The sequence below is a fragment of the Ruegeria sp. AE3 genome, from assembly GCF_056542225.1.
The window spans coordinates 190,681-214,799 of the sequence record NZ_JBQFZL010000002.1 but is presented as its reverse complement, the minus strand read 5'-3'; the positions used below and the strand labels follow the sequence as shown (position 1 = coordinate 214,799).

At 59.4% G+C, this 24,119-nt stretch carries 30 protein-coding genes; 17 read left to right on the top strand and 13 right to left on the bottom strand.

The features are described from left to right. Positions 1-31: 31 nt before the first annotated feature. The gene (gene betB, locus ACR0NZ_RS07860) at positions 32-1,486 is read left to right on the top strand and encodes a betaine-aldehyde dehydrogenase (protein WP_480518049.1); all 1,455 of its coding nucleotides are present in this window, start codon (positions 32-34) and stop codon (positions 1,484-1,486) included. 119 nt (positions 1,487-1,605) lie between these two features. Continuing rightward, positions 1,606-2,973 carry an MmgE/PrpD family protein gene (locus ACR0NZ_RS07855; protein WP_480518047.1) on the top strand — a complete coding sequence of 456 codons (1,368 nt, stop codon included), beginning with the start codon at positions 1,606-1,608 and terminating at the stop codon, positions 2,971-2,973. A 58-nt stretch (positions 2,974-3,031) separates the two neighbouring features. On the opposite strand, the gene ACR0NZ_RS07850 is transcribed toward ACR0NZ_RS07855, so the two are convergent. The 5 genes from ACR0NZ_RS07850 to ACR0NZ_RS07830 are packed head-to-tail and all read right to left on the bottom strand — an operon-like array spanning position 3,032 to position 7,663. Beyond that, positions 3,032-5,179, bottom strand: a complete 2,148-nt coding sequence (locus tag ACR0NZ_RS07850) for a hypothetical protein (RefSeq protein ID WP_480518045.1) — start codon at positions 5,177-5,179, stop codon at positions 3,032-3,034. Then, positions 5,176-6,045, bottom strand: a complete 870-nt coding sequence (gene motA / locus ACR0NZ_RS07845; protein ID WP_480518043.1) for a flagellar motor stator protein MotA — start codon at positions 6,043-6,045, stop codon at positions 5,176-5,178. The genes ACR0NZ_RS07850 and motA overlap by 4 nt, the downstream gene beginning before the upstream one ends. A 47-nt stretch (positions 6,046-6,092) precedes the next feature. After that, on the bottom strand, positions 6,093-6,677 hold the full coding sequence (locus ACR0NZ_RS07840) for a MotE family protein (RefSeq protein WP_480518041.1): 585 nt from the start codon (positions 6,675-6,677) through the stop codon (positions 6,093-6,095). Next, positions 6,674-7,156, bottom strand: a complete 483-nt coding sequence (locus tag ACR0NZ_RS07835) for a hypothetical protein (RefSeq protein WP_480518039.1) — start codon at positions 7,154-7,156, stop codon at positions 6,674-6,676. The genes ACR0NZ_RS07840 and ACR0NZ_RS07835 overlap by 4 nt, the downstream gene beginning before the upstream one ends. Before the next feature lie 9 nt (positions 7,157-7,165). After that, positions 7,166-7,663 (bottom strand): flagellar basal body-associated FliL family protein, encoded by a 498-nt coding sequence (locus tag ACR0NZ_RS07830; protein ID WP_480518037.1) that lies wholly within the window; start codon positions 7,661-7,663, stop codon positions 7,166-7,168. A 118-nt stretch (positions 7,664-7,781) separates the two neighbouring features. Here ACR0NZ_RS07830 and fliF point away from each other — a divergent pair, with 118 nt between their 5' ends. From fliF to fliP, 4 genes are read left to right on the top strand one after another with little or no spacing between them, the layout of a single operon-like run. Further along, positions 7,782-9,365, top strand: a complete 1,584-nt coding sequence (gene fliF, locus ACR0NZ_RS07825) for a flagellar basal-body MS-ring/collar protein FliF (protein ID WP_480518035.1) — start codon at positions 7,782-7,784, stop codon at positions 9,363-9,365. Then, the gene (locus ACR0NZ_RS07820; RefSeq protein WP_480518033.1) at positions 9,365-9,961 is read left to right on the top strand and encodes a FliH/SctL family protein; all 597 of its coding nucleotides are present in this window, start codon (positions 9,365-9,367) and stop codon (positions 9,959-9,961) included. Before fliF ends, ACR0NZ_RS07820 begins: the two co-directional genes overlap by 1 nt. Beyond that, complete coding sequence (locus ACR0NZ_RS07815; protein WP_267364617.1) at positions 9,954-10,241, top strand: FliM/FliN family flagellar motor C-terminal domain-containing protein; 288 nt, start codon at positions 9,954-9,956, stop codon at positions 10,239-10,241. The genes ACR0NZ_RS07820 and ACR0NZ_RS07815 overlap by 8 nt, the downstream gene beginning before the upstream one ends. Continuing rightward, positions 10,241-10,972 carry a flagellar type III secretion system pore protein FliP gene (fliP, locus tag ACR0NZ_RS07810; RefSeq protein ID WP_480474301.1) on the top strand — a complete coding sequence of 244 codons (732 nt, stop codon included), beginning with the start codon at positions 10,241-10,243 and terminating at the stop codon, positions 10,970-10,972. Before ACR0NZ_RS07815 ends, fliP begins: the two co-directional genes overlap by 1 nt. A gap of 102 nt (positions 10,973-11,074) precedes the next feature. Here the strand turns inward: fliP and ACR0NZ_RS07805 are convergent, their stop codons facing one another. Both ACR0NZ_RS07805 and ACR0NZ_RS07800 read right to left on the bottom strand, forming a co-directional pair. Then, positions 11,075-11,674, bottom strand: a complete 600-nt coding sequence (locus tag ACR0NZ_RS07805; protein ID WP_480474300.1) for an MlaC/ttg2D family ABC transporter substrate-binding protein — start codon at positions 11,672-11,674, stop codon at positions 11,075-11,077. Then, a complete protein-coding gene (locus ACR0NZ_RS07800; RefSeq protein ID WP_480518261.1) occupies positions 11,664-12,434 on the bottom strand; it encodes an MlaA family lipoprotein in 771 nt (256 codons plus the stop codon). The genes ACR0NZ_RS07805 and ACR0NZ_RS07800 overlap by 11 nt, the downstream gene beginning before the upstream one ends. A 350-nt stretch (positions 12,435-12,784) precedes the next feature. Between ACR0NZ_RS07800 and ACR0NZ_RS07795 the strand changes: the two genes are divergently transcribed. The 4 genes from ACR0NZ_RS07795 to ACR0NZ_RS07780 are packed head-to-tail and all read left to right on the top strand — an operon-like array spanning position 12,785 to position 15,527. Further along, a complete protein-coding gene (locus ACR0NZ_RS07795; RefSeq protein ID WP_480474299.1) occupies positions 12,785-13,240 on the top strand; it encodes a RidA family protein in 456 nt (151 codons plus the stop codon). Next, entirely contained in the window at positions 13,237-14,004 is a 768-nt protein-coding gene (locus tag ACR0NZ_RS07790; RefSeq protein ID WP_480518031.1) for a glycerophosphodiester phosphodiesterase family protein, read from the top strand. The genes ACR0NZ_RS07795 and ACR0NZ_RS07790 overlap by 4 nt, the downstream gene beginning before the upstream one ends. A gap of 45 nt (positions 14,005-14,049) precedes the next feature. Beyond that, positions 14,050-15,237: a GNAT family N-acetyltransferase gene (locus ACR0NZ_RS07785; protein WP_480518029.1), complete on the top strand. Its 1,188-nt coding sequence runs from the start codon at positions 14,050-14,052 to the stop codon at positions 15,235-15,237. Further along, on the top strand, positions 15,234-15,527 hold the full coding sequence (locus ACR0NZ_RS07780; RefSeq protein WP_209505128.1) for a 4a-hydroxytetrahydrobiopterin dehydratase: 294 nt from the start codon (positions 15,234-15,236) through the stop codon (positions 15,525-15,527). Before ACR0NZ_RS07785 ends, ACR0NZ_RS07780 begins: the two co-directional genes overlap by 4 nt. Here the strand turns inward: ACR0NZ_RS07780 and ACR0NZ_RS07775 are convergent. From ACR0NZ_RS07775 to ACR0NZ_RS07760, 4 genes are all read right to left on the bottom strand, one after another. Then, the gene (locus tag ACR0NZ_RS07775) at positions 15,524-15,835 is read right to left on the bottom strand and encodes a hypothetical protein (protein WP_480518027.1); all 312 of its coding nucleotides are present in this window, start codon (positions 15,833-15,835) and stop codon (positions 15,524-15,526) included. The two genes, ACR0NZ_RS07780 and ACR0NZ_RS07775, sit on opposite strands and share 4 nt — an antisense overlap. A 15-nt stretch (positions 15,836-15,850) precedes the next feature. Continuing rightward, a complete protein-coding gene (locus ACR0NZ_RS07770; RefSeq protein WP_480518025.1) occupies positions 15,851-16,198 on the bottom strand; it encodes an EF-hand domain-containing protein in 348 nt (115 codons plus the stop codon). Between the two features lie 10 nt (positions 16,199-16,208). Continuing rightward, entirely contained in the window at positions 16,209-16,454 is a 246-nt protein-coding gene (locus tag ACR0NZ_RS07765; RefSeq protein WP_480518023.1) for a glycine zipper 2TM domain-containing protein, read from the bottom strand. Between the two features lie 103 nt (positions 16,455-16,557). Then, on the bottom strand, positions 16,558-17,043 hold the full coding sequence (locus ACR0NZ_RS07760) for a redoxin family protein (protein WP_480474293.1): 486 nt from the start codon (positions 17,041-17,043) through the stop codon (positions 16,558-16,560). A 99-nt stretch (positions 17,044-17,142) separates the two neighbouring features. Between ACR0NZ_RS07760 and ACR0NZ_RS07755 the strand changes: the two genes are divergently transcribed. Genes ACR0NZ_RS07755 through ACR0NZ_RS07740 form a run of 4 tightly spaced genes read left to right on the top strand, consistent with a single transcriptional unit; the run spans position 17,143 to position 19,744 of the window. Beyond that, a complete protein-coding gene (locus tag ACR0NZ_RS07755; RefSeq protein WP_480518021.1) occupies positions 17,143-18,354 on the top strand; it encodes an NAD(P)/FAD-dependent oxidoreductase in 1,212 nt (403 codons plus the stop codon). Next, positions 18,351-18,911, top strand: a complete 561-nt coding sequence (rsmD, locus tag ACR0NZ_RS07750) for a 16S rRNA (guanine(966)-N(2))-methyltransferase RsmD (protein ID WP_480474291.1) — start codon at positions 18,351-18,353, stop codon at positions 18,909-18,911. Before ACR0NZ_RS07755 ends, rsmD begins: the two co-directional genes overlap by 4 nt. Beyond that, a complete protein-coding gene (locus ACR0NZ_RS07745; protein ID WP_480493967.1) occupies positions 18,904-19,539 on the top strand; it encodes an HAD family hydrolase in 636 nt (211 codons plus the stop codon). The genes rsmD and ACR0NZ_RS07745 overlap by 8 nt, the downstream gene beginning before the upstream one ends. A 25-nt stretch (positions 19,540-19,564) precedes the next feature. Continuing rightward, positions 19,565-19,744 (top strand): hypothetical protein, encoded by a 180-nt coding sequence (locus ACR0NZ_RS07740; protein WP_480493966.1) that lies wholly within the window; start codon positions 19,565-19,567, stop codon positions 19,742-19,744. Here ACR0NZ_RS07740 and map read toward each other — a convergent pair. Both map and ACR0NZ_RS07730 read right to left on the bottom strand, forming a co-directional pair. Continuing rightward, positions 19,732-20,544, bottom strand: a complete 813-nt coding sequence (gene map, locus ACR0NZ_RS07735) for a type I methionyl aminopeptidase (protein WP_480518019.1) — start codon at positions 20,542-20,544, stop codon at positions 19,732-19,734. The two genes, ACR0NZ_RS07740 and map, sit on opposite strands and share 13 nt — an antisense overlap. 488 nt (positions 20,545-21,032) lie before the next feature. After that, positions 21,033-21,578 (bottom strand): TetR/AcrR family transcriptional regulator, encoded by a 546-nt coding sequence (locus ACR0NZ_RS07730; protein WP_480518017.1) that lies wholly within the window; start codon positions 21,576-21,578, stop codon positions 21,033-21,035. Positions 21,579-21,686: 108 nt separating this feature from the next. Here ACR0NZ_RS07730 and ACR0NZ_RS07725 point away from each other — a divergent pair, with 108 nt between their 5' ends. From ACR0NZ_RS07725 to ACR0NZ_RS07715, 3 genes are read left to right on the top strand one after another with little or no spacing between them, the layout of a single operon-like run. Further along, a complete protein-coding gene (locus ACR0NZ_RS07725; RefSeq protein WP_480493964.1) occupies positions 21,687-22,388 on the top strand; it encodes a type 1 glutamine amidotransferase domain-containing protein in 702 nt (233 codons plus the stop codon). A 56-nt stretch (positions 22,389-22,444) separates the two neighbouring features. Continuing rightward, positions 22,445-23,425 (top strand): MBL fold metallo-hydrolase, encoded by a 981-nt coding sequence (locus tag ACR0NZ_RS07720; RefSeq protein ID WP_480518015.1) that lies wholly within the window; start codon positions 22,445-22,447, stop codon positions 23,423-23,425. Between the two features lie 15 nt (positions 23,426-23,440). After that, on the top strand, positions 23,441-24,118 hold the full coding sequence (locus tag ACR0NZ_RS07715) for a cupin domain-containing protein (protein WP_480518013.1): 678 nt from the start codon (positions 23,441-23,443) through the stop codon (positions 24,116-24,118). Position 24,119 lies beyond the last annotated feature (1 nt).

Sequence of the window (24,119 nt, the reverse complement as noted above, 5' to 3'; positions counted from 1 at the left end):
CCCGGACGGGGTCGAGCGAAAAGGACACGGTATGAAGTTTCAGCCCAAGGCCAGCCATTTCATCGACGGCACCTATGTCGAGGATACCGATGGCGCGGCCATTGTCGTGATCTACCCCGCTACCGGCGAGGTGATTGCCCGTCTGCATTCGGCGACACCGGCGATTGTAGAAAAGGCTCTGAACAGCGCGAAAACCGCTCAGGCAGCTTGGGCCGCACTGACCGGAACAGAACGCGGCCGCATTCTGCGCCGCGCGGCCGACATTATGCGCGACCGCAACTACGACCTGTCGGTTCTGGAAACCCATGACACCGGCAAACCGATTCAGGAAACCACGGTGGCAGATGCCACATCGGGTGCAGATGCGCTGGAATATTTCGGCGGGTTGGCCGCCTCTCTGACCGGCGAGCATATTCCGCTGGGCGGTGGCGATTTCGTCTACACCATCCGTCAGGCGCTGGGCGTTTGCGTGGGCATCGGGGCGTGGAACTATCCCACGCAGATTGCCTGCTGGAAAGGTGCCCCGGCGCTGGCCTGCGGCAACACAATGGTCTTCAAGCCTTCGGAAACCACGCCCCTTTCGGCATTGAAAGTGGCCGAAATTCTGGTCGAGGCAGGTGCACCCAAGGGTGTCTACAACGTGATTCAGGGCTATGGCGACGTGGGGGCCGCACTGGTCACCGATCCGCGTGTAGCCAAGGTCTCGCTGACCGGATCGGTGCCGACAGGCCGCAAGGTCTATGCCGCGGCAGCTGACGGCATGAAGCACGTCACCATGGAGCTAGGCGGCAAATCTCCGATGATCGTCTTTGACGATGCCGACATCGAAAACGCGGTGTCCGGCGCGATCCTTGGCAACTTCTATTCATCGGGCCAGGTCTGCTCCAACGGTACCCGCGTCTTTGTGCAAAAAGGGATCAAGGATGCCTTCCTGAAACGCCTGTCCGAACGTCTGGCCAACGCCAAAATCGGCGATCCGATGGACGAGGACGTCAGCTTTGGTCCGATGGTCAGCGAAAACCAGTTGAACATCGCGCTGAGCTATGTCGACAAAGCCAGGGCCGAGGGCGCAAGGCTGGTGTTCGGCGGCAACCGGATCGAAGGCGACGGTTTCTACATGCAACCAACCGTTTTTGCGGATGTGAACGATGACATGACCATCGCGCGCGAGGAAATCTTTGGCCCCGTCATGTCGGTGCTGGATTTCGACACGGAATCCGAGGTCATGGCCCGTGCCAATGACACCGAATTTGGTCTGGCCGCAGGCGTCTTCACCAATGACCTGACCCGCGCGCACCGTGTTGTGGCCGGGTTCGAGGCGGGGACCTGTTATATCAACACCTATAACCTTGCCCCGGTCGAGGCCCCGTTCGGGGGATCGAAAATGTCCGGTGTCGGACGCGAGAATTCGAAGCTGGCGATCAACCATTTTTCGGAAATGAAAACAGTCTACGTGTCCATGAACGGCGTCGAAGCCCCTTACTAGGGTCTCTTCTTCATACGTTTTCCTCTGTTCCCGACATTTGGCGTCGGGAACAGAGTACAAGCCCGCCCTTACCTGTGGCTGACTTTCCTGTACCGGCCCCGCCCGACAGGAGAGCTCTCATGACGCATAACCCGCAGACAAATACATTTTCCAGGGTTGCCGATTTCACGCTGACCCGCGCGGCCTCGGACATGCCCGAAAGCGCACTAGAGGCCGCGGCGCTGATGATGCTCGACACGATGGGGATCCTGATCGCATCCGGCCCGATGCAGGCAGGTGTGATCGCTCGGGACACGGCAGCGTTGCTTTATGCCAGCTCCGATCCTGCTTATGGCGCACGGATGCTGTTCGATGGTCGTACCGTCAGCATGGCAGGTGCTGCCTATGCCGCCGCTACGCAAACCGACAATCTGGATGGTCACGACGGATATAACCCCACCAAGGGCCATATCGGGGTGGTCGTGTTGCCAGCGCTGTCCGCACTGGCCGAACATTGCCCGAACCTGACAGGACCCGAGGCTTTGGCAGCGGTCGTCACCGGGTACGAGGTGGCCGGGCGCGCGGGCCTGTCACTGCACGCCAGTGTCAGCGACTACCACACATCCGGTGCCTGGAACGCGCTGGGCGTGGTCGCGATGGCGGCGCGCCTGCGCGGATTGTCTGCCGACCAGATGCGGCAGGCGATGGGGATCGCCGAATATCACGGGCCACGCAGCCAGATGATGCGCGAGATTGCCAACCCGACAATGCTGCATGACGGGTCGGGCTGGGGCGCGATGGTGGGGCTTTCCGCCGCTGTTCTGGCTGAACGCGGCTTTACTGGCGCGCCCGCCATCACCATCGAGGCGGAAGAGGTCAAACCCTACTGGGATGATCTGGGCACCTTCTGGCAGGTCGAACATCAATATGTAAAACCCTATCCGATCTGTCGCTGGGCCCATGCCGCGATTGATGGCGTGCGCGCTGTCATGATCGCGCATGACCTGACCAGCGCGCAGATCGAAACAGTGCATATCAACAGCTTTCATCAGGCGGCCTGTCTTTTTGCGGGGCTGCCCGAAACAACTTCGCAAGCGCAGTATTCCCTGCCATTTGCTGTGGCAGTTCAGGCCGTTTACGGGCGCATCGGCGTTGAACATATCTCAGGGTCTGGCCTGTCTGATCCCGCGGTCGCCAATCTGATGTCCCGCATCACGGTCGCGGAAAGCGAACACCACAGCGTCCGGTTTCCTGAAGGGCGCTGGGCAGATGTCACGATCACAACAACGGATGGCCGTGTTCTGAAATCCGGGGATATTCATGCCCGCGGCGGCCCCGAGGCCCCCATGACACGGGACGACGTCATCGCCAAATACATGCAGTTTGCAGCCCCTGTGCTTGGGGAAGTACGTGCCGACCGCATCCGTCGTGTAATACTTGGCTGGCCGGACAAAAGCGTGCGGTATGCAGACCTGACACCGCTGATTTTTGATCCGCCAGAACCGTGAACCGCGCCCCGTCCTGCCTGCATCGATCCGGGCAATTGGTCCGGTCGGTTGGGAAACCTCACTCCACCCTGACCGTGTTCAGCATTTCGACGATCCTCTGCCGCGTTGCCTGACTGTCCTCCAGTAGGCTTCCCGCATCAGCCAGCGGCTTGCCTGACACGCGAACCGGCGGGGCCAAAAGGGCCTCCGCAGTTTGGTTGAGGCTTGCGTATTTTCCGTCAGATGGCCCCGATCTTTTCCCCGGCAACCCGGCCAGCCATAGGTATCGGTTCGCCTCGTCCTGTTGCCCGCGGCTCTGCATGAGTTCGGCCACTGCGGCGTAGTCCTGCACCTTGTCCAACGCCTGCGCCCGCAGGACGAGCGCCTCATCCGAGGTATCATTGGCCAGCTCAAGCATGGCCTGTTGCGGGCGGTCCGACAACAACGCCGCACGGGCGCGCAAACGGGCGCGCTCTGATCGCCGGGCCTGATCTTCAGGCCTGTTTGTCAGCGCAACGGCCTGATCGGCAAAGCCAAGCACGGCCAAGCGTTCGGCCAGTGCAATCGCGGTATCCGTGGACAGCGCCGCCATGCGATCCGACTGCTGCACCAGCGTAACCTGACGCAAAAAGGTAAGGTCGTCTGATCGCTCTGCCAGCAATTGCAGGTGACGGTTGAAAGCGCTGTTGCTGTCCGGGCCGTCTGGCAAAGACTGGATCACATCGAATGCGCTGTCGAAATCCTGACTCAGACCCAGGGCAATCGCATGGGCGCGGTTCATCATCGGGCCCAGTTCGGATCGCCGGAATTCGATCGCGTAAGACGCGGCCAGTTCAAGTTCCCTTGAAGACACGGTCTTGCGGTCTGACCACCGATTTTCCACCAGCCGGGCCAAAGCCAAAGGCGCTTCGGTCTTTGTCCCGGCCGAGGTCGCGACCTCGGTCAGCAGGGCCTCTTCAAGGGCGCCGTTGCCTTCGGCTTCGGCGACGCCAGCCCGGGCCAGCGTGGCGTTCGGGGACGGGTTCTGTTCAACCCGGTCGACCGAACGCATTATCCTGCGCGCGGCCTCAAGCTCTTGCGCGTTTGTCAGGATATCCGAAAGCCGCGCGCCAAGATGGCGGCGAAGATGCTCTGGCAGCTTTGCAAAGCTGTGTTCGATGGCTTCAAGATGTGCGTCGGATGCCAGCTGACCTTCGGACAGCACGGCCCAAAGTGCCACGTCGCCGTTACACCGTTGCTGGCCCCTGAATGGATTTGGCACCTGTGCTGGCCGCTCATCCACCAGCCGTGCAATCCCTTCAACATATCCAGCCTCTTCCGATGGGGTGTTCAATAACTGCAAAACCTTTTGCGCCTCGGCCCCAAAGCCGTGATAGGCATAGAGCTTTGCCAGGCTCAGCGCGCTTTCCGCGTCAAGACGGTCGAACTCTTTGTATAGGGCGGTGCGCAAGGCGGACACCTGCTCTGGAAACGGGCGCGTCCCGGACCATGTCGTGAACCCCAGTTCAGCCGTTGAGATACAAACCGGGTTGTCGTCGATCTGCTGCAAACCAGAGTTCAGAATGTCCTGCAGATCATCCAGAACCGAGGTCACGCGGATGTTCGATGTCAATCCGGGTAACAGCGTCACGGCCTCGGACGAGGCAGAACGGCGCGGTCCGACAGGTGCCAGATTCAGGTCAAGCAGCTCACGATCCGCCCCTTGCACCAGACGGGTCGACAATTGATCCCTGATCCCTTGCGTCCGCCCGGTCAGAAGCGGCAGGTCGAGCTGGGAAGGAAGCTTTTGTTCCGGAGGCTGAGGTTTCAGAGCATCCCGATTTATTCGGGTCGGCGGAGGGATATCTGCAAGTAGGGGCGGCAGGGCTATTGCTGGTGCAATGTCCAGAACGATCATCGAGTTTCGAAACAGGAACGCCGACGCCGTGCAATCGCACCCGAATTCCAGCTCAAGCGCGCCACCGGGTTGCGCCTGCGACAGCGCGGCCAGCCGATCTGATGTCAACCGCGCAAACACCGAACCCGTCCGAAATGTGACACCCTTCAGGTCAATTGCCAGCTTGGCACCGTTCTTACGCAGGCTCAGAACCCAGCCCGTATCCGGTGGAACGTTGAAAACCAGCCGGGTGTAGCCGTCATGTTCACCGGACCGCACAATCACCTCTTCAGAGGTTGCGGCCGTTGCAAGAGTGATCAACGCTGCAACCAGTATCGCGGTTTGCCTCATGCCGCTGCCCGTTTGAGCTCTTTCAAGGCATCCTCAAGCTCAGAGAAACCGGGGCGGTTATGCGTTGGTGTGTTCTGGCGTCCCACCTCAATGCACATTGCGGCATTGTGGTTGTGCAGGTTTGCAACCAGAACTTCCTTGATCAGCTGATAGAAGTGGTTGTCTTCCTCGACCACGGATTTCAGCTTGGCCGCAAAGGGACCGACCAGTCCGTAGGCCAGAAAGACGCCCAGAAACGTACCCACAAGGGCGCCGCCGATCAGTTTTCCCAGAACTTCCGGTGGCTGATCAATGGACCCCATTGTCTTGATTACCCCCAGAACGGCGGCGACAATTCCAAGCGCGGGCAGGCCATCGGCCACGGTTTGCAAGGCGTGGCTCGAATGCAGGGCATGGTGGAAATTCGCCTCCATCCGCTTCTCCAGAACCTCTTCGACCTGATGCGGATCGTCGTAATTCATCGCCGCGGACCGCATCGTGTCGCAAATCAGATCAACCGCTTCTTTGTCGGCTAGAATTCTGGGGTAGGACGAAAACAGGTCAGAGCTGCCGGGGTCTTCGATATGCTGTTCCACCTCTACCGGATTGGCGCGGGCAATGCGAATGAGGGAAAACAGCAGACACAACAGGTCGCGGTAATCTTCGGGCTTCCACTTCGGGCCTTTAAAGACTTTCCCCATGTCCTTGATCGTGTGTTTCACGCCGCCGATGTCGTTGCTGATCAAAAAGGCACCAACCGCGGCACCACCGATCATCATCATTTCAAACGGAAGCGATTTCAGAATGATGGCCATCTTACCGCCAGCGGCCAGATAACCGCCGAAGACCATAACGAAAATGACGACAATTCCAACAATTCCAATCATCTGAGATCTCCGGCTATGTGTGTTGCAACCGCGGGGAACACGGGCGGCTATTCCTGCGGGGCCGAGGCGTTTCGGCCCGCCATGACAACGCTGATCGTATAGGCCGCTTCGGGGCTGAGCCCCGCCAGAACCCCGGCTGCCGCATCCGGTGGCATGCGTGACAGAAACCCGGCGGCAAAGGTCGGGTCCATGGTTTCGAACAGGGCAGCCGCGTCTTTCGGCTTCATGTTCTGATAGACATCGGTCAGGCGCGTCAGGTCGTTTTCCGCCGCCCTGTCCGTCAGCGCCAGAGTGGTTCGCAACGCCTCCTCGGCCTCCTCAAGCGCGACCATGCGCATCTCGATAGCCTGACCCGCGATTTCCAGAGCGTTTTCCCGCTCGCGCAGCATGTCTTCCTTTTGTTTGACACGCTCTTCGCGGCGCAGAAGCTCGGTCAGCAGAACCTGCATGTCACGGGTGTCCGACGGGGCGGGTTCATCGTGTTCCGCCTCAGGTTTGGCGGGTTTGGCAAAGGCGGGTCCGGCTTCCAGCCCAATGCGAATCGCGGCCGAGCCGATCATCAGCAATGAGATCACGGCAAGCACCCCTCCGCGGGGCCGCGCGTTGGGATTGTTGGTCCGCGCGCGGCTCATGCCTGCGCCTCGCCTTGCTTGCGGTCATGCCGGAAGAACATCAGCCCCTCAGGTGGTCGTGCCTGTTCTTCGGGCGCAGCGGCTTCGCTGGCCTGCGGCTTGGGCTTGTCTTCGTGCTTCACGCTCTCCGGAACTTCGGTGGCGGTGTTTGTCGCGGAAACCTCTGCCTCGGGCTGGGGGTCAGTGTCTTTCTCGGGCACGACGTCATGCATTGACGCCATCATGAGTTCCAACCGCTGTGCCACCGCTTCGGCGCGCCCCGTCAGTGCCCTAAGCTGATCGCCCGACTGATCAGAGGCGTTGCGCGCATCATCCAGTGATTTCCGCAACTCTTCCGCCTGGGTCGACAGCACCGCCACCGCGCCGCCGACGCCCTTTTCAAGATCGGCAAAACGCTTGAGACGGCGCGACAGAACAAGACAATACAGACCCGCACCCATGGCGCCGGCGACCAGCAAAATATCCGCAATCAGCTCCAATTTCGCCTCCTAGTTCAGAACAAATTCCATCACCAGCACGTCGCGCACGCGACCTTCGCCAACGACAATCTCGATGCGGCGCAGCAGGTGGCCCCGGATACGCGTCAACGCCAGTGAATCCTCAAGATCCTTCAATTCGACGGCCCGCAGATACCCGTTCAGGACATCCATGATTCGCGGTCGCATTTTTTCCACGTCAGTCATGTACGGGGCGTTAACTTCAAGCTGTGCGTGAAACTTCAGATGCCGCGCGCCGCCGGAACTCACCGAAACGATCACCGGCAGCAAATCGAGAAAGGCAACATCCGCCAATGCCTTGGCCGGTTCATCCTTGTCCACGTCATGGCTTTCCGCCTTCTCGGCCTTGTTCCCCAGCGGCAGCAGCCCGGACGAGGTCAGGAAATACCCACCGACGGCACCGGAGATGGCCAGAATCACCCCGACGATGATCCCTTTTTTTCCCTTCTTTTCCGGGGTTTCCGCCTGTTCAGCCGTTGCGTCGGTCATGACATCCTCATTCCTGTGATCCGCCCAGTCATAACCTTGCAGGGACTAACCGATTGTTAAGGGCAATCGTCCAAACAGAGGACGCGCCGGGCAGAATGTCGGCGAGTCGGAGGTGAGCGTGCAGCAGATCGGAACTGTCTGGGCAAGTTTGGACAGGCGTAAACAAATCGTCGTTGCCGGTGCTGTTGTGCTGGTGTTTCTGGGGATCCTCGGGATGTCGCGCCTTGCGACGGCACCGTCGATGACCCTGCTTTACGCGGGTCTGGAAAGCAGTGCCGCCGGGGACATCGTGCGTGCGCTGGATCAGCGTGGCGTGACCTACGAGATTCGGGGCGGATCAATTTACGTCTCTGGCGCACAACGGGACGAGCTGCGGATGACTTTGGCCAGCGAAGGACTGCCGGCCAACGGCAACAAGGGCTATGAACTGCTGGATTCGCTGAACGGCTTCGGCACCACATCCCAAATGTTCGATGCTGCCTACTGGCGCGCGAAAGAGGGGGAACTGGCGCGCACGATCGTGGGCAGCCCGCATGTCAGCCAGGCCCGCGTTCATATCGCCAACGGCTCTGCCAATCCGTTTCAGCGCAGCGTCGCACCGACGGCTTCGGTCTATCTGGTGCCCTCGGGGGGCGATATCACAGGCGATCAGGCCAAGGCCATCCGGTTTCTTGTCGCCTCTGCCGTCAGCGGGCTGACACCCGAGAGTGTGACTGTGATCGATTCGAACGGGTCCGTGATTGGTGGGCAGGACACCGCCGTGGCCGCCGACACGGCAGATGACAAGGCGCGGCAGCTGCGGGAACGGGTTCTGCGTCTGGTCGAAGCGCGAGTTGGCACGGGGAATGCCGTGGTCGAGGTCAGCGTCGATACTGAAACCAGGACAGAATCCCTGCGTGAGCGGCGCTTTGACCCCAAGGGCAGGGTGGCTATCAGCACGGATGTCGAGGAACGCTCCGACAGCGCGCGCAACCAGTCAGCCGATGTCACGGTGGCCTCAAACCTGCCCGACGGCGATGGTGCGGGGGGGGACGAATCGAATTCGACCGCGACCCAGACACGTGAGCGGGTGAATTACGAGGTTTCCGAAACCGAGCTGGAAGTGCACACCGCCCCCGGTGCGATCAAACGCCTGACGGTTGCCGTTCTGGTCAACGGAACGCGGGCGCTGGATGCTTCGGGCGCTGAATCCTTCACGCCGCTGCCGCAAACAGAACTCGACGCACTTGAGGAACTGGTGGCCTCGGCTGTGGGATTTGACGCCGCGCGCGGGGACCTCATCACGCTGAAATCATTGGATTTACCAGTGGTCACGCCGCAAGGCACGCTGGTTTCCTCTTCGCTTTGGCAAAACTTCCATCTGGACGCCATGTCACTGATTCAGATGGCAGCGCTGGCGCTGGTGTCACTGGTGCTGGCGTTGTTCGTGATCCGTCCAATCCTGATGAAACCCGCGATGGTCCCGGCGCTGTTGCCGGCCGCGGAGGGAGGGGCACCGGCCCCGTCGGTCCTGACCGGTGAAATCGCGGCGGACGGAACGGCAGAGTTCACGCCGCTGCCCCAACAAGGGGCCGTTCCCGTGCTTGGGGTCAGTGCCATCGGGGATCCGGTTGATCGGTTGCGCGCAATGATCGGCGACAAGCAGGAAGAAACGGTCGAGATCCTGCGCAGCTGGCTTGAAGAAGGTGAGGAGCGCGTGTGATGTCCATCGCTCATCTGCTTGAGGATTTCACCACTCGGACCAGCGCCGAAGCCGTTCTTTACCTGGACGAGGAAACGCTGGAGGAACAACGCCTTGCCGCGTTCGAAAACGGGTACGGCGCCGGTTGGGAAGACGCCGCGCAGGCGCAGGAACAGAACCGCGACCGCGTTTCGGCCGAACTGGCGGGATCGCTCGAGGATATGTCCTTCACCTATCACGAGGCGCTTACCCGGATGACATTGTCTCTGGAACCGATGTTCGAAAGCCTGGTTCAGACCGTATTGCCTGACATGGTCGAACGCGGGTTGGCCGCCCGGATCGTCGAACAGCTTTGCGAAATGGCGCGCACGGAAATCGAACAACCGATGCAGATCATGGTGCCGGAAGGGTGCGCGCAAGCGGTGCAATCCCTGCTGCCGCAGACCCTGCACTCCGCACCGCGCGTCATCGAAGACCCTGGCCTGGCCCCCGGACAGGCGCGATTGCAGGTCGGCACAAGCCGGCGCGAGATTGATTGCGCGACCCTGCTGTCCACCATTGCACAGGCATTTGACGCATACGTCTTTGAGGCAAGAAAGGCTTTGTCCAATGAATGACACCCAGTTCCCGAAAACCGAAAAACCCAATCCTTTCGAAACTGTTCCGATTGAAGTGACCGTTTCGGTAGGTCGCGCCCGCCCGTTGATCCGGGATTTGCTGAACATGGGTGAAAACGCGGTTCTGACTCTGGACAAGCGGATCGAAGACCCGGTCGACCTGTATGTCGGGGATCAGCTGGTGGCGCGCGGGGTGCTTGAGGAGATGGAGGGCGATCAGGCGGGGCAGCTGGCCGTGCGCCTGACCGAGATTGCGGATCTGCAAAACGGAATCGGCTGATGCGCTATGTGATCTGGCTGGGTCTGGCTGTAGTGGTGTCCCTGCCGTCGATGGCGGCGGCTCAGGATGTGACCCTGTCGCTGGGCGAAGGCGGTTCGATCTCGGCCCGCACCATCCAGCTGATCCTGTTGATCACGGTGCTCAGCGTTGCTCCGGGTCTGGCGATCATGATCACCTGCTTCCCGTTTCTGATCACCGTGCTGTCGATCCTGCGGCAGGGTGTTGGCCTTCAGCAATCACCGCCGAATATGCTTTTGGTCAGTCTTGCGCTGTTTCTGACCTATTTCATCATGGACCCGGTGTTCACCGAGGCCTGGACCGCGGGAATACGCCCGATGATGGAAGAAACCATGGCGGTCGAGCCCGCGCTGGAACGCGCGTTAGAGCCGTTTCGTACCTTCATGGCGAACCGGCTGGATTCAGATACGTTTTATGCAATGGCGGCCCTGCGCCCCGGCGGTGACGCGATCGAGCTGTCAGCCCAGGCCCCACTATCGGTATTGATGCCCTCTTTCATGCTGTCCGAGATCGCGCGCGCCTTTCAGATCGGGTTCCTGATCTTCCTGCCCTTTCTGATCATTGATCTTGTGGTTGCAGCGGTATTGATGTCGATGGGCATGATGATGGTGCCACCTGCCATCGTGTCTTTGCCGTTCAAGCTGGCGTTTTTCGTAATCGCTGACGGGTGGGCTTTGATCGCAGGCGCGTTGGTTCGCAGCTACATGCCGTAAATCTGTCAGGCACGCGCATCACGAGAAAGGGTCAGGCAGACCCGACCCTCTTGAACTTCCAAAAACACGAGCTGTCCGGCACACTTTTGTGCCGGAAACGGCTTAACCCGTCTTTTTCAGGTCCGTGATCAGTTGATTCAGATTGCCTTTGCGGGCGTCCAGCATCGCGCCGATTTCGGTTCGCTCGGTCAGCAACAGATTCACGCCTTCGATGAACATGTTGTAGAACTTGTCCCGACCTGATTTGTCGGAAACAAGGAACGTTACGTCGAACGGGGCTGATCCGCGCAGCTTGACCAACGTGCGAACCTCGTACCCGGCTTTGATCTTGCGGGCATTGCGAACATCGACCTCACCGCCGATAAATTCACGAAAACGGCGACCGTATTTACGCGAGATATAGCCCTGAAATGCAGCGGTGAACTGTTTCAGCTGGGTCGGGCTGGCTGTGCGGGCGTCCGCACCCAACGCATAGCGCGCCATGATCGGCACATCAGCATATTGAACAAAGATCTTTTCGAAATCGCGCAGCATCGCTTTTTCGGATTTACCCGACTCGATCACCCGGTTGATGTCGGAAACCACGTTGGTCACAAGCGCCTTGGCGGCGGCCTCGGTCTGGGCAAAGGCAGGTACGGGCAGCACTGCCAGCGCAAGCCCGGCTGCGATAAAATGGCGACGGTTCAACGCGTTATTCAGCATAGGGGTCCTCATAGGGGTCAAGATAGGGGTCCCTGACCGGGTCCGTCCCGGTTTCGGCATAGGGGTCAGAATACAAGTCCAGATAGGCGTCTTCGTCATCTCTTGCCAGTTCGAAGCGGCGGTTTTGCAGATAGATCAGGCGAGCCTGCGCATAGCTGTCGGCACTTTCGTAAAGAATGGAATCGACAGTATCCGAGAACCGACCCCGATCCCCCATGCGCCGCACAATTTCGGCGTAGACGCCAAGATTGTCGGCGGGGCGGGTCGGGCTGAAATTGATCGGATTCGAGAACAGGTTGACCACAACCCCGATCGCATCCCTTTGGGTCGACGGGCCATAGAACGGTAGCTCGACATAAGCGCCTTCGCCAACCCCCCAGACATGCAGGGTCTCACCGAAATCAGTGTCAACGGGTGGCAGGTTCAGCTCATTAGCGGGCGAGGACAAGCCAAAGCCGCCGACGGTCATGTTGATCACAAAGCGCAGCAGAGCATTGCCCATCTGTTTTGGATTGCCCTGAAGCAGGTAGTCAACTGCCTGACCGGGCAGCGAGATGTTTTCGGCAAAAGTGCTGAAACTGGTGACCATCGGGTCAGGAACGATTTTGACATACCCTTTCGAGGCCGGCCGGAACAGGAACCGGTCAACACCCAGATTAAACTTGTGAATTCCCCGGTTCGCATTTTCGTACGGATCAAACACGTCGCTGCGCAAGGCACCCTCTGGCGGCGTTGTTGCGCAAGCGGACACAAGGGCCATGACCGACAGTAAAACAAGGTGTTTCAGGCGAAATCTGCTCGACACGATCTTTGTTTCTCCTAAATGGCCCGGCACATGCGCCCGCCGGACATTCAATCAATAATCCACCAAAATCCACGTGCCGGGGTGGCACAAGTTGCAGTCACATAGTCGTTTCAGGTCTTAAATGAAACACCTTGCGTGTAACCTGTTCATCACGGTGGGGTAAAGTGACCGTCGATCAACAGTGAGTTTTCAGTAAAGATACGCTCAGATCGCAGGAAGGCCGAAATTTGCCGGTTTCCGTCTTTCCCAATCCGTGCTTCCCGGTTAGCGTCCCGCTGAGTTGATATTAGGGAAGGACCCTCGCAATGAGCATCGCTGCAAAACTGGAAAGCCTCGGTGTAACGCTGGAAGACGCGCCCGCGCCTGCGGCCAACTATGTGCCTTTTGTGCGTGTCGGCAACATCCTTTATGTATCTGGCCAGATCTCGAAGACTGATAAGCTGATCACTGGAAAACTGGGCGATGACTTGGATGTCGAAGCCGGGGCTGCGGCGGCGCGTGTCTGCGCGATCAACCTGCTGGCACAGGTCAAGGCGGCTTGCGGCGGCGATATCGAAAAGCTGGTCCGCGTGATCAAGCTGACCGGATTCGTGAACTCGACCGCTGAATTCACGGCACAGCCGCAGGTGATCAACGGCGCGTCCGATTTTCTGGTCGAGGTGCTGGGCGATGCCGGTCGCCATTCGCGTTCCGCCGTCAGCGCGGCGTCGCTTCCGCTGGGTGTCGCGGTCGAGATCGAAGGCATTTTCGAAATCGAATGACGCCGCCCCTACCAGATGTGTTTTTGCAGGCCCCGATTGCGCATCGGGCGCTGCACGACATTACCAAGAACCGCCCGGAAAACAGCCGGGCGGCCATTCGTGCCGCGATTGAAGCTGGCTACGGGATCGAGATCGATCTTCAACTGACATCGGACGACCAGGCAATGGTCTTTCACGATTATGACATGACCCGTCTGACCGGGCAGTCGGGGCCCATTCAGCAGGTCACGGCACTGGCCGCCTCTGGCACGCCGCTTCTGCATGGGGATGACGGCATTCCGACACTGGATGATGTGCTGGAAATTGTCGCGGGCCGGGTGCCGTTGCTGATCGAATTAAAGGATCAGGACGGGGCGATGGGCACGAAGGTGGGCGCGCTTGAACGCGACACCGCGCGCGCGTTGCAGGGCTACAAAGGCCCGGTGGCCCTGATGTCCTTCAATCCCAACGCGGTCGCTGAACTGGCGCGGCTGGCCCCGCATCTGCCGCGCGGGATCACGACCTGCGCGTATGAGCCCAGTGTCGAGCTTTTGCCGCAAAGCGTCTGCGATCACTTGCGCGATATCCCGGATTTCGACCGTGTCGGCGCCAGTTTCATCAGCCACGAAGCCGCGGACCTGTCGCGCCCCCGCGTGGCGGAACTCAAGGCGCGGGGCGTGCCGATCCTGTGTTGGACAATCCGGTCGCCCGAACAAGAGGCAGAAGCCCGCAAGGTTGCCGACAATGTGACCTTCGAAGGCTATTTGGCTGCGCATTCGACTTGAACCCCCTCCGTGCGGTCACAGATAAAGGACAGGCGCGGAGGACATATGGATCAGGCACAGATCGAGGTTCAGGTACTGGGCGCTCTGTCGCAGATTTCAGCGGCAGAGTGGGATGCCTGCGCCTGCCCCGAAGCTGCCGATGGCGGGCGGCCGCTTGATCCCTTTACCACACATCGCTTTTTGCTGGCGCTGGAAGACAGCGGCTCGGTCGGGCGTGGCACCGGCTGGCAGCCGCAATACCTGACCGCCTATCTTGACGGGATGCTGATCGCGGCGGCCCCGATGTATGCCAAGTCGCACAGCCAGGGCGAATACATCTTCGATCACAGCTGGGCCCATGCCTATGAAAATGCGGGCGGGCGGTATTACCCCAAACTGCAAATCGCGGTGCCGTTCACCCCGGCAACCGGGCGGCGGTTTCTGGTGCGTCCGGGCTATGAACGGATCGGTATGTCGGCGCTGGTTCAGGGGGCGGTGCAGCTTGCGGCTGACAACCGGGTTTCGTCCCTTCACGCGACCTTCTGTACCGAGGATGAAGCATTGGCTGGCGAACAGATGGGTCTGATGCTGCGCCGATCGCAGCAGTTTCACTGGCTGAACGATAACTATTCGGATTTCGACGGCTTTCTGAGCGCGCTGTCGTCGCGCAAGCGCAAGACTATCCGGAAAGAACGTGCGCAGGCCTGTGGTTTTGGTGGTGAGATCCGCACTCTGACCGGTGACCAGCTGCGCCCCGAACATTGGGACGCGTTCTGGCGGTTCTACCAGGACACCGGATCGCGCAAATGGGGCTCACCCTACCTGACGCGGCGGTTCTTTGATATTGCACAGGATACGATGGCAGATGACATGGCCCTTGTGCTGGCCGAACGGAATGGATTTCCCATTGCGGGTGCGTTGAACTATATCGGCCGTGAAACCCTTTTTGGGCGTTATTGGGGTTGCATCGAACATCATGCCTGCCTGCATTTCGAACTGTGCTATTATAGGGCAATCGACTTTGCCATTGCCCACGGGCTGACCCGGGTCGAGGCAGGTGCACAGGGCGAACACAAGCTGGCGCGAGGGTACCTGCCAACACGCACGCATAGCTTGCATTGGGTAGGCGATCCGGGTTTTGCCGATGCGGTCAAGAAATATCTGGACGCCGAAGGCCACGCAGTGGAAGAAGAGATCGAGATTCTGACGGATTACGGCCCGTTCAGGAAATCGAACCCGGAGGAACAGCAATGACCGAACTCTTGTCGACCGAAACCCGTGGCCCGCTTCTGGATCCGCTGTTCAAAAACGGTTGGACCATGGTTGAAGGCCGCGATGCGATCACCAAGACCTTCATTTTCGACAATTTTGTCCACGCCTTCGGCTGGATGACACAGGTGGCAATCTGGGCCGAGAAGTGGAACCATCACCCCGAATGGTTCAATGTCTACCGCACGGTCGAGGTCGTCTTGTCCACCCATGATGTGGGCGGCCTGTCGTCGCTGGATGCTAAGCTGGCCCGCAAGATGGACAGTCTGTGCTAGCGATCGTTGCGGCCTGACCCTTCACCGCCAGCCAGCGATGCGGCAGTGCCCATCTGCCGGAACTCGACAGGCGTGACAGTGCCGTCGCTGACATCAATCGCCCTTGGAATACCCGTGGTCTTGTTTCCGATCTGCCGCACGCTGCGCGCGGCCGGGTTGATATCCAGACACTTGTTTTCATAACAGGTCAGGCCAGACAGGTTGATCTGTATGCGGGCCTGCCCGTCCGGGCCTGTCACCAACGGGGCCTGCGGCACGTCACAGGCTGCAACCAGCCCCAGCGCCGTCACCCCAAGCCATTTGTTCATCCCAAACTCCTGCTGTTAATCAAGCTGACCATTCCCATCCTGATCGGCGGACAGGAAATCCTCGCCCATCTGGGTGTCAAATTCTGGTCTTGAGATCACGTTGTCGCCGTTTCGGTCAGCGCTGCGGAACAGTTTGATGTCCATGAACGGTTTGGCCTCGGCCTGACCCAAAGTGCCGTTCCTGTCTTCGTCCATCGTCTGAAAGGCGTAATCCGAGAAAGCATCGAACTCGTCTTTGGACAGGAACCCGTCATTGTTGGCGTCGATGGCCTTCAACTCGTTTTCGTGCAGTTCAGCCACGCTTTCGGCGTGACCCGAACCGGCCAAAGCCACCATGAACATCACTAGGCTTAGCTGTTTCATATCGACCTCCTCAGCACGCGAATCTCTGACCTTCGATGCCGCCAGCGGCAGCGCCCGCTGCGGTCAGGATCGTCTTGCCTGATCCGCCACCAAACTGGTTGCCGATTGCGCCCCCGATCAGCGCCCCGCCCAACGTTCCGCCCAGACAGGCGATTTCGTGCTGGCGTGCAGCTTGCTGTTGCGGAGTTGGGGCCGGTCCACAGGCCGCCAAAAGGGCCGCGCCGGACAGTACTATGTAGAACGCGTTAAGTTTCATGAAAAAACTCCCCGTGTGAATACGCCAAGTATTCGCGCTCTGGGGCGGTGCTACAAGTTAATTTGGCGGCGAAAGGCCCCGGTCGGACCGGGGCCGATCAAAATCAGATCACATCCAACAGGCCTTCACCGGCGGAAATCTCGCAGGCGCCGGGGTTTTCTTCCATATTTAGCACCGTGACCGTGCCATCCTCGACCAGCATTGCATACCGCTTGGACCGCGCGAAAAGCCCCACGGGCGGCGCGTCGAAATCCATGCCGATGGCCTTGGTGAACTCTGCCGCTGCGTCCGACACCATGGTCAGCCCCGCCTCGGTCGCGCCCGTGGATTGCCCCCACGCCTGCATCACAAACGGATCATTGACCGAAAGGCACAGGATCTCGTCCACGCCCTTGGCGTCAAACTGTTTCTTCGTGCGGATGAAACTGGGCACATGGGCGGTCGTGCAGGTGCCGGTATAAGCCCCCGGCACGGCAAAGATCACCACCTTGCGGCCTTTGGTCTTGTCTGAAATCCGCACCTCTTCCGGCCCGTTCGCGCCCATCTGAATCAGCGTTGCTTCGGGCAGGGTATCTCCTGTTGAAATCATTATTCAGCTCCTGTCGTTTGGATTTGCAGAAATGTGCTTAGCCGCAATATAGGTGGTCTGGTCACAGTGACCACTTGAAAACTACGGGGTAGACAAAGCATGAGCCATATTGTCGTGATCGGCGCGGGGCAGGCAGGCGCCTCTTTGGTGGCTCGTCTGCGCAAGGACGGGTTTGCGGGTGAGATCACTCTGATCGGGGCCGAGCCGCATCTGCCCTATCAGCGCCCACCCCTGTCCAAAGCCTATCTGCTGGGCGAGATGGAGCTTGAGCGTCTGTTCCTGCGCCCCGAAAGTTTTTACACGGAAAACAACATCACCCTGCGTTTGGGTCAGCGCGTCACCGGTATCGACCCCAAGGCCAAAACGGTCACCCTGGGGGATGAGGTTATCTCATACGACGAACTGGCGCTGACCACCGGGTCTGACCCGCGCCGCCTGCCCGCAGCGATTGGTGGCGATCTGGACGGTGTGCATGTGGTGCGCGATCTGGCCCATATCGACGAGATGGAGCCCAAAGTGACCGAAGGCGCCCGCGCGCTGATCGTGGGCGGCGGGTATATCGGCCTCGAAGCTGCCGCCGTATGCGCCAAGCGCGGCGTCAAGGTCACTCTGGTCGAGATGGCCGACCGTATCCTGCAACGTGTCGCAGCGCCCGAGACCAGCGACTATTTCCGCGCGTTGCACAGTGCATACGGCGCTGACATCCGCGAAGGCGTCGGGCTGGATCATCTGATCGGCGAAAACGGCAAGGTCACCGGTGCGGTTCTGACTGACGGAACAAAGCTGGACGTTGATTTCGTTGTGGTTGGCGTCGGCATTGCACCCGCAACCCAACTGGCCGAGATGGCGGGGCTGGACCTGGACAACGGCATCAGAACCGACGCCCATGGCCGCACGTCCGACCCGTCGATCTGGGCGGCTGGCGATTGCGCCTCCTTTCCCCATGGCGAAGGCCGCATCCGTCTGGAAAGCGTCCCCAATGCCATTGATCAGGCCGAGATCGTGGCCCAAAACATGTTGGGTGCGGCCAAGGACTATGTGGCAACCCCGTGGTTCTGGTCGGATCAATACGAGGTCAAGCTTCAGATCGCGGGTCTGAACACCGGATATGACCGCGTGGTGACCCGGCAGGGCGACGGGCAGACCGTATCCTTCTGGTACTACAACGGGGATAAACTGATTGCGGTCGACGCGATGAACGATCCGCGCGCCTATATGGTCGGTAAACGCCTAATCGAAATGGGAAAAACGGCCGACCCGGATGTCGTGGCCGACCCTGATGCAGACCTTAAATCGCTGCTCAAGGCATGAGGATCATCGCCGGAGAGTTCCGCGGTCGCGCCCTGACCCCCGTCGGCAAAGGCGATGCGGGCGCACATCTGCGCCCGACCACCGACCGGGTGCGCGAAAGCCTGTTCAACGTGCTGGCCCATCAGATCGATTTCGACGGCCTGCGCGTGCTGGACCTGTTTGCTGGCACCGGCGCGCTCGGACTCGAAGCACTGTCACGCGGTGCGGCGCATGTCACCTTCGTGGATGACGGGCGCGTGGCGCAGGGTTTGATCCGCAAGAATATCGACCTGACCCGCAGTGCCGGGCGCACCGACCTGATCCGCCGCGATGCAACCCGGTTGGGCGAAAATCCGGACGCGCCCTACGATCTGATCTTTCTGGACCCGCCCTATGGCAAGGCCATGGGACAGAAAGCCATCGCCGCGCTGGCCAATGGCTGGATCGCGGATGATGCGCTGCTGGTTTGGGAAGAAAACTCACGGATGCAGGCCCCGGCCGGGTTCACGTTGCACGACAGTCGCAAATATGGCGACACGTATATCTCATTGATGCGGAACGGTGATCAGAGTGCATGATCTGGTCATTTTCGATTGCGATGGCGTTCTGGTCGACAGCGAGGTGATCTCGAACCAGGTGCTGGCGGATAATCTGGCGGGCTATGGCCTGCACCTGACCTTGCCCGAATGCATGTCCCTGTTTGTGGGAGGAACCATGGTCGGGGTGTGCGACAAGGCGCGTGCGATGGGCGCAGACCTGCCCGAAGATTGGATTGATCAGGTCTATGCCGAAACCTACGACCGCCTGCGCGCCGGTGTGCCTTTGGTGCCGGGTGTCGCGGACCTGCTTGCGGCGCTGGATCAGCGGGGCATCTCCTATTGCGTGGCCTCAAACGGCAGCCCGGACAAGATGCAGATCACGCTCGGCCAGAACGGGCTCTGGGACCGGTTCAAAGATGTGATGTTCTCGGCCCATGTGCTTGGCACCGGCAAGCCTGATCCAAAGATGTTCCAACTGGCGGCGGAACATTTTGGCGCACAGGCCCCCGTGGTTATCGAAGACAGCCACAATGGTGTTACAGCTGCAATCCGGGCCAATATGCGCTGTCTGGCCTACGCGCCGCATGGCGGTGGTGACAGGCTGGCTGATCTGGGGGCCGAGGTGATCACGGATATGTCTCAGGCACACCCGCTGTTGCGACTTTGACCCCCAACTGTGCTATGGTGCAGCCATGGACCATGCTCTGACACCCTTTGCCTGGAAAATCTCCCGCGACGCCGAGGTCACCACGAAACCTGACCGCAAACCCCTGCGTGCGCCGGTGTTCATTCACGACGCGGTTACCCCTTGGGGGGCTGAGACGATGTTGCTGAAGCTCCTGCGCGAACAGGCCGCCGATCAGGACGAATAGGTCGGGTGAAACTTGCCGCCCGGTGATAGGGTAAAGATATCGACCCCATTCGCCGTTACGCCTACCGAATGCTCGAACTGTGCCGACAGCGACTTGTCGCGGGTCACGGCGGTCCAGTCGTCGGCCAGCGTCTTGGTTTCGGGACGGCCCAGATTGACCATCGGCTCGATGGTAAAGAACATGCCTTCCTCAAGAACCGCGCCGGTGCCGGGACGGCCATAATGCAGCACATTCGGCGGCGCGTGGAACACGCGGCCCAGACCGTGCCCGCAAAAGTCGCGAACAACACTCATCCGGTGCGCTTCGACATAGGCCTGAATGGCATGGCCGATATCGCCGAACGTGTTGCCCGGCTTGACCATTTCGATACCCTTGAACAGTGCGTCATGGGTCACCTGAATCAGACGCTCGGCCTTGCGCGGCAGCTTGCCCGCCACATACATGCGCGAGGTGTCACCGAACCAGCCATCCACGATGACGGTCACATCGATGTTCAGGATATCGCCTTCCTTCAACTTCTTGTCACCGGGAATACCGTGGCAGACCACATGGTTCACACTGATGCAGCTGGCGTGCTCATACCCCTTATAGCCGATCGTGGCCGAGGTCGCGCCCGCATCCTCGACCATCTGCGTGATCAGCCCGTCAAGCGCACCCGTGGTCTGACCGGGAAAGACGTGCGCGGCAATATCGTCCAGTATCCGCGCCGCCAGAGCGCCCGCCGCGTGCATCCCGGCAAAATCACCCTGTTCATAGATGCGAATACCGTCCTTGGTCAGGCGGCCACGATGCTCTTTCATCGACGCAAAGCTCCAAATGTTACGCGCGGCACTTCTTTTACGCTGCTTGTGCAGAAAGTACCAGAGGGCGTCAGGTTGCGGGTGTCAGATGGGGCAAAAAGCAGCAAGTTCAAGCATCGGCTGACCGAGGGGTGTTTTGATTGTTGGGAATGGCGTTTCGTGACGCAGAAAACCCTCGCATTCACAGCGATGGGTCATCGGTAGCGCCGCGAGGTTCCCGCTTGCGGGCATTCAGCCGTGCAGATTTCTACAAAATCTGAATAATTCTTTGCTGCATTCAGGAACAACCAACAACAGCTGCGCCAGATTTTTTACCGAAGAGAAGGGCGGTTCCTGCGTAAGGAGCGTACTGTAAGCCTCGGTTCGCAATACACGCGTTGGAAAGGATGGCTACGGTGAGATTACGCATTCTACCTTGATGACACTTACGAGAACATCGTTTTGATGAAGAATGTCGTAGTCGAACTGGGCAGCTCCAAACTCGGTTCCTATCCCTGGCCAATGCCGCGAATTGCCGCTTTGGCGACCTGATCAAATATTGATCGGTCGCTTGAAGCGGAGGCGACAATCATGCCGCCCTCCAAGGCCGCGACGATGAGGCCTGCGGTATCTTCGGCATTCTTGACCCCGTGCTTGGTGAATAGGTTTTCTAACCATGCCTTGTTCATCTCGAAGAAGGCTTTTGTGCGTTTGTTGACGTTTTCGGGCAGCCCAATGGCTTCGGCGCCCATGACGGCGCAAAGGCATATGGACTCGTTCAGCACCAGCGCACCGGAATAGAGCGCCACGAAACCTTCCAATGCAGAATGCAGATCGTTCAGGTCAATCTTGTCCAGTTCTGCCTTGAATTGCTCGGCGTAGCGGGTGACGAGAGCCTCCCCGAGATCCGGTTTGGTGGGGAAATGGTAGTGTACGCTGGCACTTTTGATTCCCACATCGTTGGCCAGGTCACGGAAACTCATCTCCGAAAAGCCCGCACTGCGCACGCGTTTCTCGGCGGCGATAAGAATTTTTTCTTTCATAGTCAGTGGCATGACTACCTCCAATCTACCGATTGATAGATAAACGTTGACAGCCCAGGAATCAACTTCTAACTGTTATCTACCTAATGATAGATAGGTATTCATGAAAGGAACACGCTGATGGCTACTGGAAACAAACAAAAACGCGTCTTGCTGGTCATGTCGTCCGTTGACGAGATGGGCATCTCGGGCAAGCAAACCGGCACCTGGTTCGAAGAGGTCGCAACCCCGTATTACGTCCTGACGGAAGCGGGCTATGAGGTTGTTTTTGCCTCGCCCAAAGGCGGCAACGCACCCATTGACCTGCTGTCGATGAAGGCTCCGTTCACTACCGAAAACACTGACCGCTTCTTCAACGATCCGGTGGCCATGTTCGCGGTACAGAATACCCGCAAACTGCGTGAGATCGACTATTCGACCTTCGATGCGCTCTTCATTCCGGGCGGCTATGGCCTGATCTGGGACCTGGCTTCTGACAGCTATGCCATCAAGATGATCCGGGAGTTCTACGAATCCGACCGGCCTGTCGCGATGGTCTGCCACGCGCCGGCCATACTGCGGGATGTCAAGAAGTCAGACGGCAGCTACCTGGTTGAGGGCCTCAGCCTGACCGGCTTCAAGAACGACGAAGACAACGAGATCGAGCTTCTGCATCACCTTCTGTTCTCGCTTGAAGACGAGTTGAAACGTCGTGGCGCCACCTACGTCAGCAAGGCCAACTGGGAAGCCAACGTGGTCGAAGATGGCGCCCTGATGACTGGCCAGAGCCCGGCGTCGGCACCCCCACTCGCGGAAGCGCTCAAGCAGCGTCTTGCTGCCTGACGCAAATCGCTGGGGCGGGCAATTGTCCGCCCTGGCAACCCGAAACGGAGAAGACCATGCCCACCAAGCTTCAACCCATCGACAGTGTCGAGATTCTTGTTCTCATCGACAACCGGACGGACAGCCTGTCCAGCGTGCCCGTGGGGTTCACCCATGAGTGGGACAATCTCCACAACGCCGGGATGGAGCAGATCTCGGGTGCCGGTCAATGTTGTGCAAATCACGGCCTGGCGTTGATCATCACAGCCCGGCGCGGCGAGACGGAACATACATTGCTCTTTGACGCCGGGCCGGTCGATTTTGCCGTCGAATACAACGCGTCGCGGCTTGGAGCATCCTTTGGCACCATCGACGCGATCGCTCTGTCGCATGGCCATTGGGATCATGCGGGCGGTATTCCAGCGGCCATCGATCTGATCCGCAAGGACGGCCGGACCGGCGAGTTACCGGTTTATCTGCATCCCGGAATGTTCCGAAAACGTGCTTTTCCGCTTTCGTCAGGAGAACTGATCGAAATACAAGAAATCGCCACACCCGAAGAACTGGCTGCGCAGGGCGCAACACCCGTTGTCACGGATCAACCGGTCAGCGTGTTGGACGATATGCTCTATATTTCGGGCGAAATTCCCCGTGTCACGGATTACGAGGTCGGGTTTCCGGGCCATGTCCGCCGCACCGAAGACGGCGCGGGTTGGGAAGACGACCCGCTGCTCATGGACGAACGCTATGTCGCGGTGAATATTGCGGGCAAAGGTCTGGTGGTGTTTTCTGCCTGTTCACATGCGGGTATCGTCAACGTCCTTCATGCCGCTCAGCGCGATTTTCCCGGCGTGCCGATCCATTGCCTGACCGGCGGCTTTCACCTTGCCGGTGGCAATGAAAAGATCATCGACCAGACCGTCGCCGACTTTGCGCAATTCGACGTCGACCTGATCATGCCCGGCCACTGTACCGGGTGGCGTGCGACGAACGCACTGGAACGCCGGTACGGCAAGCGGGTCGTGCCAATCGGCGTCGGCATGAAGTTCAACATTTGAGAAAAGGACAAGAAGATGGAATTCAACGCAAACTTTGATGAACGTGCGGTTGTCCATTCGGAAAATGAACCGTGGATCGCCTCACCTATGAAAGGTGTCGACCGTCGGATGCTGGATAGGATCGGCGATGAGGTTGCAAGGGCAACAACGATTGTTCGCTATGCACCGGGCAGCGCCTTTTCGGCCCATACACATACAGGGGGCGAAGAGTTTCTGGTGCTGGATGGGGTCTTTCAGGACGAACACGGGGATTTTCCCGTTGGCACCTATGTGCGCAATCCGCCGACCACGTCGCATACGCCAAGCGCGGCGGACGGGGCAACGATCCTGGTCAAGCTTTGGCAGTTCGACCCGGAGGACCGCACACAGCTGACAATCGACACAAACGCGCAGGACCCGCGCCCGGTTGCAGATGGCATATCCGAAATCCCGCTCTTTGAGGATTCCCGTGAACGGGTCCGGATCGAGGTCTGGGACGCATCGGCACATGTAAACGTGACCGGGCACAAGGGGTTCGAGGCACTGGTGATCGACGGCAGCTTCACCGAAGGCGGAGAGGTCTTCCAGAAGAACTCATGGCTGCGTCTGCCACCGGGTATGGCGCTCAACGCCACGGCCGGGTCGGAAGGTGCCCGTCTTTGGATCAAATCCGACCACCTGGCGCAACCGCCAATCATCCCGACCCAAGGATAGG

What these genes read in the sequence shown, in the direction of transcription:
- betB (WP_480518049.1), top strand. Translation starts at nt 32, where the DNA reads ATGAAGTTTCAGCCCAAGGCCAGCCATTTCATCGACGGCACCTATGTC.
- ACR0NZ_RS07855 (WP_480518047.1), top strand. Translation starts at nt 1,606, where the DNA reads ATGACGCATAACCCGCAGACAAATACATTTTCCAGGGTTGCCGATTTC.
- ACR0NZ_RS07850 (WP_480518045.1), bottom strand. Translation starts at nt 5,179, where the DNA reads ATGAGGCAAACCGCGATACTGGTTGCAGCGTTGATCACTCTTGCAACG.
- motA (WP_480518043.1), bottom strand. Translation starts at nt 6,045, where the DNA reads ATGATTGGAATTGTTGGAATTGTCGTCATTTTCGTTATGGTCTTCGGC.
- ACR0NZ_RS07840 (WP_480518041.1), bottom strand. Translation starts at nt 6,677, where the DNA reads ATGAGCCGCGCGCGGACCAACAATCCCAACGCGCGGCCCCGCGGAGGG.
- ACR0NZ_RS07830 (WP_480518037.1), bottom strand. Translation starts at nt 7,663, where the DNA reads ATGACCGACGCAACGGCTGAACAGGCGGAAACCCCGGAAAAGAAGGGA.
- ACR0NZ_RS07820 (WP_480518033.1), top strand. Translation starts at nt 9,365, where the DNA reads ATGTCCATCGCTCATCTGCTTGAGGATTTCACCACTCGGACCAGCGCC.
- ACR0NZ_RS07815 (WP_267364617.1), top strand. Translation starts at nt 9,954, where the DNA reads ATGAATGACACCCAGTTCCCGAAAACCGAAAAACCCAATCCTTTCGAA.
- fliP (WP_480474301.1), top strand. Translation starts at nt 10,241, where the DNA reads ATGCGCTATGTGATCTGGCTGGGTCTGGCTGTAGTGGTGTCCCTGCCG.
- ACR0NZ_RS07805 (WP_480474300.1), bottom strand. Translation starts at nt 11,674, where the DNA reads ATGCTGAATAACGCGTTGAACCGTCGCCATTTTATCGCAGCCGGGCTT.
- ACR0NZ_RS07800 (WP_480518261.1), bottom strand. Translation starts at nt 12,434, where the DNA reads ATGGCCCTTGTGTCCGCTTGCGCAACAACGCCGCCAGAGGGTGCCTTG.
- ACR0NZ_RS07795 (WP_480474299.1), top strand. Translation starts at nt 12,785, where the DNA reads ATGAGCATCGCTGCAAAACTGGAAAGCCTCGGTGTAACGCTGGAAGAC.
- ACR0NZ_RS07790 (WP_480518031.1), top strand. Translation starts at nt 13,237, where the DNA reads ATGACGCCGCCCCTACCAGATGTGTTTTTGCAGGCCCCGATTGCGCAT.
- ACR0NZ_RS07785 (WP_480518029.1), top strand. Translation starts at nt 14,050, where the DNA reads ATGGATCAGGCACAGATCGAGGTTCAGGTACTGGGCGCTCTGTCGCAG.
- ACR0NZ_RS07780 (WP_209505128.1), top strand. Translation starts at nt 15,234, where the DNA reads ATGACCGAACTCTTGTCGACCGAAACCCGTGGCCCGCTTCTGGATCCG.
- ACR0NZ_RS07775 (WP_480518027.1), bottom strand. Translation starts at nt 15,835, where the DNA reads ATGAACAAATGGCTTGGGGTGACGGCGCTGGGGCTGGTTGCAGCCTGT.
- ACR0NZ_RS07770 (WP_480518025.1), bottom strand. Translation starts at nt 16,198, where the DNA reads ATGAAACAGCTAAGCCTAGTGATGTTCATGGTGGCTTTGGCCGGTTCG.
- ACR0NZ_RS07765 (WP_480518023.1), bottom strand. Translation starts at nt 16,454, where the DNA reads ATGAAACTTAACGCGTTCTACATAGTACTGTCCGGCGCGGCCCTTTTG.
- ACR0NZ_RS07760 (WP_480474293.1), bottom strand. Translation starts at nt 17,043, where the DNA reads ATGATTTCAACAGGAGATACCCTGCCCGAAGCAACGCTGATTCAGATG.
- ACR0NZ_RS07755 (WP_480518021.1), top strand. Translation starts at nt 17,143, where the DNA reads ATGAGCCATATTGTCGTGATCGGCGCGGGGCAGGCAGGCGCCTCTTTG.
- rsmD (WP_480474291.1), top strand. Translation starts at nt 18,351, where the DNA reads ATGAGGATCATCGCCGGAGAGTTCCGCGGTCGCGCCCTGACCCCCGTC.
- ACR0NZ_RS07740 (WP_480493966.1), top strand. Translation starts at nt 19,565, where the DNA reads ATGGACCATGCTCTGACACCCTTTGCCTGGAAAATCTCCCGCGACGCC.
- map (WP_480518019.1), bottom strand. Translation starts at nt 20,544, where the DNA reads ATGAAAGAGCATCGTGGCCGCCTGACCAAGGACGGTATTCGCATCTAT.
- ACR0NZ_RS07730 (WP_480518017.1), bottom strand. Translation starts at nt 21,578, where the DNA reads ATGCCACTGACTATGAAAGAAAAAATTCTTATCGCCGCCGAGAAACGC.
- ACR0NZ_RS07725 (WP_480493964.1), top strand. Translation starts at nt 21,687, where the DNA reads ATGGCTACTGGAAACAAACAAAAACGCGTCTTGCTGGTCATGTCGTCC.
- ACR0NZ_RS07720 (WP_480518015.1), top strand. Translation starts at nt 22,445, where the DNA reads ATGCCCACCAAGCTTCAACCCATCGACAGTGTCGAGATTCTTGTTCTC.
- ACR0NZ_RS07715 (WP_480518013.1), top strand. Translation starts at nt 23,441, where the DNA reads ATGGAATTCAACGCAAACTTTGATGAACGTGCGGTTGTCCATTCGGAA.